This window comes from Micromonospora sp. NPDC047548, from assembly GCF_040642975.1.
Lineage (GTDB): Bacteria > Actinomycetota > Actinomycetes > Mycobacteriales > Micromonosporaceae > Micromonospora.
In genome coordinates this window covers 44,447-56,276 of sequence record NZ_JBEYTI010000008.1, presented here as the reverse complement: position 1 = coordinate 56,276, position 11,830 = coordinate 44,447, and the positions used below count along the sequence as shown (strand labels likewise).

The 11,830-nt window shown below is 75.3% G+C and carries 12 protein-coding genes and 1 pseudogene; 1 reads left to right on the top strand and 12 read right to left on the bottom strand.

Features of this window, described 5'->3' with window-relative positions:
- Positions 1-15: 15 nt before the first annotated feature.
- The gene (gene hisD / locus ABZ807_RS11170) at positions 16-1,338 is read right to left on the bottom strand and encodes a histidinol dehydrogenase (protein WP_357155329.1); all 1,323 of its coding nucleotides are present in this window, start codon (positions 1,336-1,338) and stop codon (positions 16-18) included.
- Between the two features lie 106 nt (positions 1,339-1,444).
- Here hisD and ABZ807_RS11165 point away from each other — a divergent pair, with 106 nt between their 5' ends.
- The gene (locus tag ABZ807_RS11165) at positions 1,445-2,143 is read left to right on the top strand and encodes an LON peptidase substrate-binding domain-containing protein (protein WP_357155327.1); all 699 of its coding nucleotides are present in this window, start codon (positions 1,445-1,447) and stop codon (positions 2,141-2,143) included.
- Here ABZ807_RS11165 and ABZ807_RS11160 read toward each other — a convergent pair.
- From ABZ807_RS11160 to ABZ807_RS11110, 11 genes and pseudogenes are all read right to left on the bottom strand, one after another.
- A complete protein-coding gene (locus ABZ807_RS11160) occupies positions 2,058-2,969 on the bottom strand; it encodes a DUF2567 domain-containing protein (RefSeq protein ID WP_357155325.1) in 912 nt (303 codons plus the stop codon). The two genes, ABZ807_RS11165 and ABZ807_RS11160, sit on opposite strands and share 86 nt — an antisense overlap.
- Positions 2,970-3,025: 56 nt before the next feature.
- Positions 3,026-4,612 (bottom strand): AAA family ATPase, encoded by a 1,587-nt coding sequence (locus tag ABZ807_RS11155; RefSeq protein ID WP_357155324.1) that lies wholly within the window; start codon positions 4,610-4,612, stop codon positions 3,026-3,028.
- A 97-nt stretch (positions 4,613-4,709) separates the two neighbouring features.
- On the bottom strand, positions 4,710-5,636 hold the full coding sequence (locus ABZ807_RS11150; RefSeq protein ID WP_357155323.1) for a hypothetical protein: 927 nt from the start codon (positions 5,634-5,636) through the stop codon (positions 4,710-4,712).
- A 37-nt stretch (positions 5,637-5,673) separates the two neighbouring features.
- A complete protein-coding gene (locus ABZ807_RS11145) occupies positions 5,674-6,618 on the bottom strand; it encodes an RluA family pseudouridine synthase (RefSeq protein WP_357155322.1) in 945 nt (314 codons plus the stop codon).
- A complete protein-coding gene (gene lspA, locus ABZ807_RS11140) occupies positions 6,615-7,241 on the bottom strand; it encodes a signal peptidase II (protein ID WP_357155321.1) in 627 nt (208 codons plus the stop codon). Before lspA ends, ABZ807_RS11145 begins: the two co-directional genes overlap by 4 nt.
- A 66-nt stretch (positions 7,242-7,307) precedes the next feature.
- The gene (locus ABZ807_RS11135) at positions 7,308-7,727 is read right to left on the bottom strand and encodes a TraR/DksA C4-type zinc finger protein (protein WP_132393424.1); all 420 of its coding nucleotides are present in this window, start codon (positions 7,725-7,727) and stop codon (positions 7,308-7,310) included.
- A 223-nt stretch (positions 7,728-7,950) separates the two neighbouring features.
- Entirely contained in the window at positions 7,951-9,453 is a 1,503-nt protein-coding gene (locus tag ABZ807_RS11130; RefSeq protein WP_357155320.1) for a potassium/proton antiporter, read from the bottom strand.
- Between the two features lie 22 nt (positions 9,454-9,475).
- Entirely contained in the window at positions 9,476-9,781 is a 306-nt protein-coding gene (locus tag ABZ807_RS11125) for a DUF167 domain-containing protein (RefSeq protein WP_357155318.1), read from the bottom strand.
- A gap of 9 nt (positions 9,782-9,790) precedes the next feature.
- Positions 9,791-10,027: pseudogene (locus ABZ807_RS11120) on the bottom strand (hypothetical protein); the annotation flags it as partial.
- 647 nt (positions 10,028-10,674) lie between these two features.
- A complete protein-coding gene (locus ABZ807_RS11115; protein ID WP_357155316.1) occupies positions 10,675-11,475 on the bottom strand; it encodes a DivIVA domain-containing protein in 801 nt (266 codons plus the stop codon).
- Positions 11,476-11,518: 43 nt separating this feature from the next.
- Positions 11,519-11,824 (bottom strand): YggT family protein, encoded by a 306-nt coding sequence (locus ABZ807_RS11110; protein ID WP_357155314.1) that lies wholly within the window; start codon positions 11,822-11,824, stop codon positions 11,519-11,521.
- Positions 11,825-11,830 lie beyond the last annotated feature (6 nt).

Below are 11,830 nucleotides of genomic sequence, written 5' to 3'. Positions count from 1 at the left end.
CCTCGCTTCGCTCGCTCACGCCGGCCTCCCGGGGAAGCGGACGCTGACCGCCTGGCCGTGCGCCGGCAGATCCTCCACGCCGGCCAGGGTCACCACATGCGGGGCCACCTCGCGCAGCGCCTCCTCGGCGTATTCGACGAGGTGGATGCCGCGCAGGAAGGACTGCACGGACAGCCCGGAGGAGTGCCGGGCGCAGCCGCCGGTGGGGAGCACGTGGTTGGAGCCGGCGCAGTAGTCGCCGAGCGACACCGGCGACCAGGCGCCGACGAAGATCGCGCCGGCGTTGCGCACCCGCATCGCCCACTCCCGGGCGTCGACGGTCTGGATCTCCAGGTGCTCGGCCGCGTACGCGTCGACGACCCGCAGCCCGGCGTCGAGGTCGTCGACCAGCACGACGCCGCTCTGCTCGCCGCTGAGCGCGGTGGTGACCCGCTCGACGTGCTTGGTCGCCGGCACCTGCCGGGCCAGCTCCCGCTCGACCGCGTCGGCCAGCGCGACCGACGGGGTCACCAGCACGCTGGCGGCGAGCGGGTCGTGCTCGGCCTGGCTGATCAGGTCGGCGGCGACGTGCGCCGGGTCGGCGGTGTCGTCGGCCAGGATGGCGATCTCGGTCGGGCCGGCCTCGGCGTCGATGCCGACCACGCCGCGCAGCAGCCGCTTGGCGGCGGTGACCCAGATGTTGCCCGGGCCGGTGATCATGTCGACCGGGTCGCAGTGGGCGCTGCCCTCGGCGTCGACGGCGGCGCCGTACGCCAGCATCGCCACCGCCTGGGCGCCGCCGACGGCGTACACCTCGTCGACGCCGAGCAGCGCGCAGGCCGCGAGCACCCGCGCGTCGGGCAGCCCGCCGTTGTCCTGCTGCGGCGGGCTGGCCACCACCAGCGCGCGCACCCCGGCCGCCTGGGCGGGGACCACGTTCATCACCACGGTCGACGGGTACATCGCCAGGCCACCGGGGACGTAGAGCCCCACCCGGTCGACCGGCACCCAGCGCTCGGTCACCGTGCCGCCGGGGACGACCTGGGTGGTGTGGTCGGTGCGCCGCTGGTCGGCGTGCACCTTGCGGGCCCGGGCGATCGACTCCAGCAGCGCGGCGCGCACCTCGGGGTCGAGCGTCCCCTCGGCCTCGGCGATCGCCTCGGCCGGCACCCGCAGCACCTCCGGGGACACCCCGTCGAACCGCTCGCTGGCCTCCCGGATCGCCGGGTACCCATGCTCCCGGACCGCCTCCACGAGCGGGCGGATCCGCTCGACGGCCACCGAGACGTCGAGCTGGGCACGGGGCAGCAGGCGGCGCGGGTCACGGACACCGCCGCGCAGGTCGATCCGATTCAACACCCCTGCGAGTCTAGGCGGCCCCGCCGCGGTCGGCCCGCGCTGCCCGCACCGCGGGAGGCGTGAGCCGAGCCACGCCCGACCCGCCCGGTCGGGCTACGCTCGACGCGTGACTGCGCGGCTGCCGGTGTTCCCGCTCGGAACGGTGCTCTTTCCCGGGCTCGTGCTGCCGCTGCACATATTCGAGGAGCGCTACCGCGCGCTGGTGCGCCACCTGGTCGGGCTGCCCGACGGGGCGCCGCGCGAGTTCGGCGTGGTGGCGATCCAGGCCGGCTGGGAGGTCGCCCCGGGCCCGGGCCGGCCGACCCCGGGCGGCGGTGACGTGACCCTGCACGAGGTGGGCTGCACCGCCGAGCTGCGGCAGGTCACCGAGCTCGACGACGGCGGCTTCGACATCGTCACGGTGGGCCGGCGGCGGTTCCGGATCGCCGACGTGGACCGCTCCTCCGCGCCGTACCTGACGGCCGAGGTGGAGTGGCTGCCCGAGCCGGGCGGCACCGACGAGGTCACCGAGCTGCTCGCGGCCCGGGTGATCGCGGTCTTCCGGCAGTACCTCGGGCTGATCCGGCCCGATCCGGAGGAGATCTCCGAGCAGCTGCCGGAGGACCCCACCGTCCTGTCCCACCTGGTCGCCGCGACCGCCGCGCTCACCGTGGCGGACCGGCAGCGGCTGCTCGCCATCGACGACACCGCCGCCCGGCTCCGCGCCGAGCTGCGGCTGCTCAACCGCGAGGCGGCTCTGCTGCGCCAGGTGCGGGCGGTTCCGGTGCCGCTGTCGGAGCTGGCGTCACCCCCGGCACCCAACTGAGGCCGCCGGCGTCGCCGGGCTCGGGCTCCGGGCGCAGCGACGGCCAGCGCGACCAGCCGGCCAGCAGGGTGTACGTCACGGCCGCGGCGAACGCCGGCACCAGCAGGTCACCGAAGGGCACCGGCAGCACCCCCGACACCCACTCGATCCCCCCGGCGCGCAGGTCGGCCGGCTTGGTGAAGGCGGTGCCGTCCGGGGCGTGCTCCAGCAGCCGCTGGTAGCCGGCGAGCCCGACCCGGCGGCCGACCTGCCAGGCCACGAGCGCGGCGCCGAGCGCGCCGAGGGCCGCCCCGACCAGCACGGCGGGGCCCCGCCGGCGGCGCAGCAGGACCCAGAGCCCGACCGCGGCGAGCACCCCGAACCCGAGCCCGAGCAGGCTGAACCAGCCGTCGGCGGCGATCGGCTGCTCCGGCTGCGGCTGGGCGTAGACGGCGCCCCGGGCGGTCTTGACCACCGGGGTGTCCGGGGCCACGGCGGCCCAGAGCAGCCCGAGCGGCACGCCCAGGACGGTCAGCCCGAGCACGGTGGTGGCCGTCGCCGCGAGGGTCCGGCGGGGCCGGTCACCGGGGTGCTGCGGGAGACCGGCGTACGCCGGAGGCCACGACGCGGCCGGGCCCGACCCGGCCGCGGGGAACGCACCGCTTCCGGGGTACGGCGACCCGGCGTCGGGCGCGCCGGAGTGCGGGTTCCCCTCGTCGTGCGGCGCGGCCGGCCCGTCGGCCGGCGGGTGGGACGTCGTGGCGGGGCCGGCGGGCGTGACGTCGGCGCGGTCCGCCTCGTCGAGACGGTCGACGGGACGGTACGGATCGGGGGTGTCCGGGCTCACCCGATGATCCTCTCAGGCGGGACGGCGACGCGGGGTGCCGGTGGCCGGACACCCCCTCAGCGGGCGAACGGCTCCAGCATCATCGCGGCGGCGCGCAGCCACGCCTGCCGGGTCTCCGGCTGGAGCTGGTGGTACTCGATCGAGGAGCCGGTCTCCAGCGCCGGGTCGTACGGCACCACGGCGACGCCCCGGGTCCGGGTGGCGAAGTGCCGTTCCAGGTCGTCCTGGAGCTGGGAGCGGCCCGGCGTCGGGCAGGAGATCAGGGTGACCGCGTTGTCGGCCAGCTCCCCCATCCCCTCCTCGTGCAGCAGGTCCAGCATCCAGTCCGCGCTGAACGCGGCGTCCTCGCGGGGCACGGTGGTCACCACCAGCTGGTCGGCGGCGTGCATGACGGTGCGCCAGTTGGCGCTCTCCACGTTGTTGCCGGTGTCCACGCAGACCACGTCGTGGGTGCGGCGCAGCAGCTCCAGCACCCGCTTGACGGTGAACTGGTCCAGCCGCTGGGCGAACCGGGGGCTCTCCTCGCCGGCCAGCACGTCGTACGAGCCGTCGGAGGCGTGCCGCAGGTAGTCGTCCAGGGACTCCAGCAGGTCGGCGCCCTCGCGGATCTCGATGTGCGCCAGATCGCTGATCAGGTGGCGGATGGTCCGGGCGTGCCGGGCGCTGCCGGCGCGCAGCCCGAGGGTGCCGCGCAGCTCGTTGTCGTCCCAGGCCAGCACGCCCCGCCCGCGGACGCTGCCGACGGTGGCCGCGGCGAGCACCGTCGCGGTGGTCTTGTGCACCCCGCCCTTGGGGTTGGCGAAGGCGAGCACCCGGGGCGTGCCCAGGTCGCGACGCAGCACGCCGGCGGCCCGCTCCTGCTCGTCCTGCGGGGCCTGCGGGCGCCACTCGATCCGGGCCTGCTCGATCCGGGCCTGCTCGATCCGGGCCTGCTCGATCCGGGCCTGCTCGATCCGGGCCTGCTCGATCCGGGCCTGCTCGATCCGGGCCGGCGGGTAACCCCGGTCGGCGGTCACCGCTGGCGGGTACGCCGGCTCGGCGGGGCGGGCCGGCTCCGGCGGGTAGGCCGGTTCGGGGCGGTACGACGGCTGCTGCGGGTACGACGGCTGCTGCGGATACGCGGGCTGCTGCGGGTACGACGGCTCGGCCGGGGCGTAGCCGGGCCGGTAGCCGTCGTCCAGCAGCGGGGCGTACCGCGACTCGGGCGCCGGCGGCTCGTGCCGGTAGCCGCTGTCCAGCAGCGCGTAGCGGGACTGCGCCGCCGGCTCCGGCGGGTAGCCCGGCTCGGCCCGGTACGCCGGCTCCGGCGGATACGACGGCTCCGGCGGATACGACGGCTCCAGCGGATACGACGGCTCCAGCCGGTACGCCGGGTCGACCCGGTAGGTCGCCTCGGCACGGTAGCCGGGGTCGGCGCCGTACCCGGGCTCGACGGGCGGCACGGCGGCCGAGGCGCGCCCGGACCAGCCGGTGCCCGACCCGCGCTGCGGCAACGGCTCGCGCGCCGGTGGCGACTCCTCGGCCCGGCGGTCGGCCTCCGCCTGCTCGGCGGTGCGACCGGCGAGCCGGGCACGGTCGAGCAACGCCCGCCATCGCGGTGCCGGTTCGGCCGACCGGCCCCAGCCGGTCTCGGTGCCGTCCAAGGCTCGCCCTCCCCGCGCCGTCGATCTCCGCCTGACAGGCTACGAAGGAAACCCTATTCGGACCACACCTGTCCGTGCACATCCCCATGGGCATTACTCACCCGGCCGGCGCCGGACGACCCCCGCCCCCGGTGTCCGGGGAGGTCGGAGGCGGTGCGGGCCCCCGCGCCCCGGGCGATCCGGCGGGTGACGGATCGATCACGTCCCGTGCCTGTTCGGACGAAACGCCCACCGACGGGCCGGTCGGGACCAGCGCGGTGTCGGCCGGCGGCCGCACCACGTCACGCTGCTCGGGCAGCGGCGGGGTGACGACCGCCCGGTCCAGCCGGCGCAGCTCCGGGGCCGGGTCCACCGCCCGCACCCCGGGCCGGGCGGCCAGCTCCCGCAGCACCGCCGGGTCGGCGCGCACCACCGCCGCGTAGACGCACCCGCACCCCGCCCGGTACGCCTGCGCCTCCCGGGCGGCCACCTCCGCGCCGGTGGCGTACACCCGGCGCAGCTCGCCCTCGGCGGCACCGGCGGCCCGGGCCCGCTGGTCGGCGGCCTCCCGGTCCTTGCGGTCGGCCACCGTCGCCATCCCGGCGAGGACATCCTGCGGCAGCAGCTGCGCCGACAGGCGGACCACCTCGGTCTGCCGGTCGGGCAGCGGCACCCGCGCCACCACCTCGGACACCGGCAGGTCGGCGAGCACGCCGGGCAGCTCCCGCGGCGCCCGGTAGGAGGTGAACGAGACCAGCGCGTACGTCCCGGCCGGTGACCCGGACGGCGGCAACGCGGCCAGCTCGGCCGCAGCGGCGCGCACGTACCCGGGAATCGCGTCGCCCGGCCGCACCCCGACCCGGGTCACCTCACCCACGGTCCGGTCGCCCACCGGTTCCTCCCGGCGGCCCGCCCACCCGGCGGTGAGCAGCACCGCCCCCACCGCGGCGAGCGCGGCGGAGGTCAGCCACCGCGGCCGGGCACGGTCCGGCCGGCCGGCCGGCGGAGTCCGCTGGTCGGCCGGTGGCGGTACGGCGGCGCTCACCGGCGCAGGCCCCCTCGTCGGCTCGGATCGGGTGCGGTCAGTCGCGCAGGATCGCCAGCGCCCGCGCCAGGTCGTCGGGGTACTCGCTGACGAAGGTCACCTCGTCGCCGGTGCGCGGGTGCAGGAAGCTCAGCGAGCGGGCGTGCAACCACTGCCGGCTCAACCCGAGCCGGGCCGACAGGGTGGGGTCGGCGCCGTAGGTGATGTCGCCCACGCAGGGGTGGCGCAGCGTCGAGAAGTGCACCCGGATCTGGTGCGTGCGGCCGGTCTCCAGCCGTACGTCGAGCAGGCTCGCCGCCGGGAACGCCTCGAGGGTGTCGTAGTGGGTGATGCTCGGCTTGCCGCCGGAGACCACCGCCCAACGGTAGTCGTGGTGCGGGTGCCGGTCGATCGGGGCGTCGATGGTGCCGCGCAGCGGGTCCGGGTGCCCCTGCACCACGGCGTGGTAGCGCTTCTCCACCTCGCGGTACTTGAACGCCCGCTTCAGGGCGCTGTACGCCTGCTCGCTCTTGGCCACCACCATGATGCCGGTGGTGCCCACGTCGAGCCGGTGCACCACGCCCTGCCGCTCGGCGGCACCACTGGTCGAGATCCGGTGCCCGATCCCGGCGAGGCCGCCGATCACGGTCGGCCCGGTCCAGCCGGGGCTGGGGTGGGCGGCCACGCCGACCGGCTTGTCCACCACCACGATGTCGTCGTCGGCGTAGACCACGGTGAGGCCCGGCACCGCCTGCGGCACCACGGTCGGCGGCGCGGCCGGGGCGGGCAGCGTCACCTCCAGCCAGGAGCCGGCCTTCACCTTGTGCGAGTTGGGCCGCGCGGCGCCGTCGACCAGCGCGTCACCAGCGTCGACCAGGGTCGCCGCGGCGGTGCGGGAGAGCCCGAAGAGCCGGGACACCGCCTGGTCCAGGCGCATGCCGTCGAGCCCGTCCGGGACGGGCAGGGACCGGTGGTCGCCGCCGGCGGCGAAGGCGGAGGTCATGCCCGCCCCCGGGGCTCGGCGTCGGCGGCGTCCGGGGCGCCGGCCGGGGCGCCGTCGGCCGCGCGCTCCGCGCCGGCCCGGCTGCCGTCGCGCTGGCGGCCGGTGAGTTCGAGCAGCACGGCGAGGATCACCCCGGAGACCAGGGCGCTGTCGGCCAGGTTGAACACCGGCCAGACCTGGCCGTACGGGTCGAAGAGGCTGACCATGTCCACCACGTGCCCGACGAAGTGGCCGGGGGCGCGGAAGATCCGGTCAGTGAGGTTGCCCAGCGCCCCGCCCAGCACCAGGCCGAGCGAGACCGCCCACGGCAGGGACCGCAGCCGCACCGCCATCCAGGCGATCCAGCCGACCACGCCGATGGTGATCAGCGGGAAGACCCAGGTGTGGTCGGCGCCGATGCTCCAGGCCGCCCCGCTGTTGCGGGTCAGGGTGAGGTAGACCACGCCGCCGAGCAGGCGTACCGGCCCCCGGTCGTCGAGCGTGAGCAGCGCGAGGTGCTTGGTGAGCAGGTCGGCCAGCAGGGCCGCGAGGGCGATGCTGACGAGGACCACGACCGCCTTGCGGCGGGGCGTACCGTCGCCCGGCTCAGCGGTGCCGGATCCGGCGGTCGGTGCTGTGGTCATCGACTCCCCATCGACTGTCCCGACGGTGAGGGTTCACCGTCTCGCGCGGTCAGCGGGGAGCGGACATCAGCGCCGCTCCTCCAGCTGCTTGCAGGTCACGCAGAGGGTCGCCGACGGGAAGGCGGCGAGCCGCTCCACCGGGATCGGGTTCCCGCACCGCTCGCACCACCCGTAGCCACCCTCGTCGAGGCGCTCCAGTGCCCGCTCGACCTGCGTGATCCGTTCCCGGATGCTGTTGGCGAGAGAGATCTCCTGCTCGCGCTCGAGCGTCTTGGTGCCGGTGTCGGCCTGGTCGTCCCCGGCCGAGTCGGTCAGCCGGTCGCGCTGCAGCTCGGTGATCTCGCTCAGCGTCTGATCGTACTCGGCGCGCAGCTCGTCCCGACGGGCCGCCAGGGCCGCCCGGATCTTCTCGGTCTCCGCCGCGCTGCGGGTGGCCTTCGCCGCAGGCTTGCGACCGGCGGTCCTGGTGTCGGCTGGCTTCGCCATCGTCAGCTCCCTCAGCCGCATAGCGCGGCGGTCGGCGGTATCCGGACAGGGGTCACCGGCCTGGCGTCCCCACGTAACAAAACGGGCGCACGGCAATGAGGGCCGCGCACTCCGGAGGTTGGCAAGAATACGGAACGTACAGGCGTCCGACAACGTGGCGCACCGTCGTGCCGCTATTCAGCCCCTGGTAAGCCCTGAATGGGGCAAAGGGAACGCTAGCAGATCAGCCATCCCGATCCTCGCCGTACTCGCCAAACCACCTGGCCAGCCGACCTCGCCGGCTGACCGCGCGCAACCGCCGCTCCGCCTCGTCCCGCACCCCGGCCGTGGCCACGATCAGCAGGCTGTCGCCCGTCTTGAGCCGGGTGTCCGGGCCGGGCACGAACCCCGCCCCGTCCCGCAGCACCAGGGTCACCGAGGCGCCCACCGGCAACCGCAGCTCGTCCACGTGCACGCCGGCCAGCCGGGAACCCGGCGGCACCTCCAGCTGGAGCAGGTCGGCCCGCATCCGCTCCAGCGGTGCCGTCTCCACCCGGATCTCGGCCAGCTCGGCCGGCGCGATCACCCGCAACCGGCGGGCCGCCGGCGCGAGCGTGCCCGCCTGCAACAGGGTGAAGATCACCACCAGGACGAAGACCGCGTCGAAGAGCTCGTCCGCCCCGGGCACCCGTTCGGAGAGCGGGATGGTGGCGAGCACGATCGGCACCGCCCCGCGCAGCCCGGCCCAGGACAGGAACGCCTGCTCGCGCAGGTTGAACCGGAACGGCAGCGCGGCGGCCAGCACCGACAGCGGCCGGGCGACCAGCAGCAGCGCCAGCCCGACGATCACGGCCGGCAGCACCGCCGCGTCCAGCCGGCTCGGCGCGGCCAGCAGCCCGAGCAGCACGAACAGGCCGATCTGGGCCAGCCAGGCCAACCCGTCGGCGAAGCCCAGGATGGCCTGCCGGTGCGGCAGCCGGGCATTGCCGAGCAGCACCCCGGCCACGTACACGGCGAGGAATCCGGAGGCGTGCAGCACCGCCCCGGCCGCGTACGCCAGCACGGTGAAGCCGACCGCGCCGATCGGGTAGAGCCCCGACGAGGGCAGCGCAGCGCGGCGCAGCGCGAACCGGCCGGCCAGCCCGACGGCGACCCCGACGGCCGCCCCGAGGCCCAGCTCGTAGCCGACCAGGAACACCTCGTACCACCAGGGGTGACCGCCCTCGGCGCCGCGGGAGAGCAGCACCACCAGGATCACCACCGGGGCGTCGTTCATTCCCGACTCGGCCTCCAGGGTGGCCACCAGCCGGGGCGGCAGGCGCAGTCGGCGCAGCGTGGCGAAGACCGCCGCCGCGTCGGTGGAGGAGAGCACCGCGCCGTAGAGCAGGGCGAGCCGCCAGTCCAGGTCGAGCAGCAGGTGCACCACCAGGCCGACGACCAGGATGCTGACCAGCACCCCGACCGTGGACAGGGCGGCGGCCAGCCCGAGCACCGGGCGCAGCGTGCTCCACCGGGCGGTGAGGCCGCCCTCCGCGATGATCACGATCAGCGCGCAGAAGCCCAGCATCCGGGTCAGCTCCGCGTCGTCGAAGCGGATGCCGAGGCCACCCTCCCCGAGCGCGAGCCCGAGCGCCAGGTAGACCAGCAGACTCGGCACGCCCAGGCGGGTGGAGAAGCGGACCGCGCCGACCGCCACCAGCAGGACGGCGGCGCCGAGCAGCAGCGCGTGGTCCAGCCCGGGCGTCACGGGCCACCGACCCGGAGCGCCCTCACCCGTCCGATCCGTCGCGCAGCCGGCGGAGCACGTCGGTCAGCCCGGGGGTCGGGCGCTCGACGGTGAACAGCTTGTCGCGGCTGGCCGCGCCGGTGCGCAGCGACACCACGGCCGGCCGTACGCCGAGCGCCCCGGCCAGCGCCCGCCGGGCCGCCTCGGTGGCCCGCCCGTCGACCGCCGGCGCGTTCACCGCGATCACCAGGGCGGGACCGTGCGGGCCGTCGAAGCGACCGCCGACCCGGGCGCGGGAGGCACCGGGCTTGACGCGTACCGCGACGGTGAGCGGGTCCTCGGTGGGCATCGACGCGACTCAGCTCGGCCGGGCGTCGGCGAGCAGGGTGGTGTCCGGCGCGCAGTCCGCGCACGGGGTGAAGCCGAGCGAGACCGCCTCGGAGACCGGCAGCGGCTCGTCGTCCCGGCCGAGCAGGCGGGGACAGGAGAGCAGGTGGTAGCGGGGGCGGCCGTCGACCACCCGCACCGCGGTGTCGAGCCGGGCCACCCGCGCGGCGTCGGCGGGGGACACGTCCTGGGCCTCCGGTTCATCGTCGAGCTCACCGCCGACCGGTTCGGCCTGTTCCGCCGCCCAGCCGCCGGCAGCCTCCCCGCCGTGCCAGGAACGGCCCGGCGCGGGGCTCACCGACTCCCACGGGCCGCCGTCGTCGGCGGCCCGGTCCGCGGTCGGCGCGGCTTCGAACGCGCCGGCCGGCCCCGCCGCCTCCGGTGCGCGGCGCGCGGCCAGGCTCTCCGGCTCCCACGGGATCTCGGCGTGCGGCTCCCACGGGTCGGCGTCGCCGGTCACCGGCGGCTCGGGCGGTTGCCGCCACCCGTCGCCACCGGTGCCGATCGTCGTGGGAACGTGCTGGACGGGGATCTCCGGCTCCACCGGGGCGAAGGGCTCCGGTGGGGCGGTGGAGCGGGGCGTACCCCGGAATCCCCGGCCCGCGCGCGGCCCGGCCCGGCCCGTCGTCGCCCTGGCGGCGGCCACCTGGCGGGCGCCCGCGACCAACGCGACGGCGGCCAACAGGCTGGCCGCGATGGAACTGATCAACAGGGTGCTGGAGCCGTCAGCGAGACCGAGCACCAGCAGTACGACCGCGACGAGGATGAGCAGCAGACTTGCGACTATCACGGCTCACCCCCGTCGTGTCGGGTGGCGCGGTCGACGACCGTCGGGCGACGGCCGGCGACCGTGGATCAGCGACCGGCTTCGAGAGCGCCGGAGCGACCGCCGCCGTACGAGCCGGCGAGGCCCGCGGCGGCCAGCCCGCTGCCGCCGGCGGCGCGAGCACCCTCGGTGCGGGTCATCTCAACCTCCAGGCCCTGGCCCCGGCCGTCGAGGTCCCGCAGCTGGCTCTCCAGGTACGCCTTGAGCCGGGTGCGGTACTCACGCTCGAACTGCTTGAGCTCCTCGATGTGCTTCTGCAGCGCGGTGCGCTTGGCGTCCAGGCCGCCCATGGCCTCCTGGTGCCGCTGCCGGGCGTCACGCTCGAGGGCGTCGGCCTTGGCGCGCGCCTCGTGGGTGACCTCCTCGGCCTTCGACCGGGCCTCGGAGAGAAGCTGGTCGGCCTCGCGGCGGGCGTCGGAGACGTGGTCGTCGGCGGTGCGCTGGGCCATCATCAGCACCCGCAGCGCCTGCTGCTCGCCGTCAGCGCCGACGGCCGGGCCACCGGTGGCGCGGACCTGCTCCAGCTCGGCCTGCATGGCCCGGGCGGCCTGCTCGGCTGCGGCCTTGTCGCGCTGCACCCGGTCGAGCTGGGCCTTGACGTCGTTGAGCTCCGCCGCGAGACGGGCGTCGCCGCCGGGGCCGGCGGGAGCGCCACCACGGCCGCCGCGCTCCACCTGGGCGCGCAGCTCGTTGTTCTCCTCGATCAGACGGGCAAGCTCACGCTCGACCTCATCCAGGAAGGCGTCGACCTCCTCCTCGTCATACCCCCGCTTGCCGATCGGCGGCTTTTTGAAGGCGACGTTATGGACGTCGGCCGGGGTCAGCGGCATCGAAACTCCTCGGGTCAGTTGCGGCCGCGAAAGCGCGCGTTGGTCAGGAGAAGTTCCTGATCAGCGGATCTAACACAAACCTCATCAGCACGAACAGGATAACCAGGAGCACAAGTGAAGCCAGGTCGATGCTCACGTTACCAATTCGCAGTGGAGGGATCACACGCCTCAACGCCTTGAGAGGCGGATCAGTGACGCTCCACACGGATTCCAGTCCCGCCGACGCCCCGCGCCCCGGTTGCCACCGACGACCGTACTGGAGGACCGCGCTGAGAACGAATCGGGCCAACAGCACAATTAGGAAGAGGTACAGGATCAGGTACAGCGCTTGAACCACGATCGACAACACGGCAGG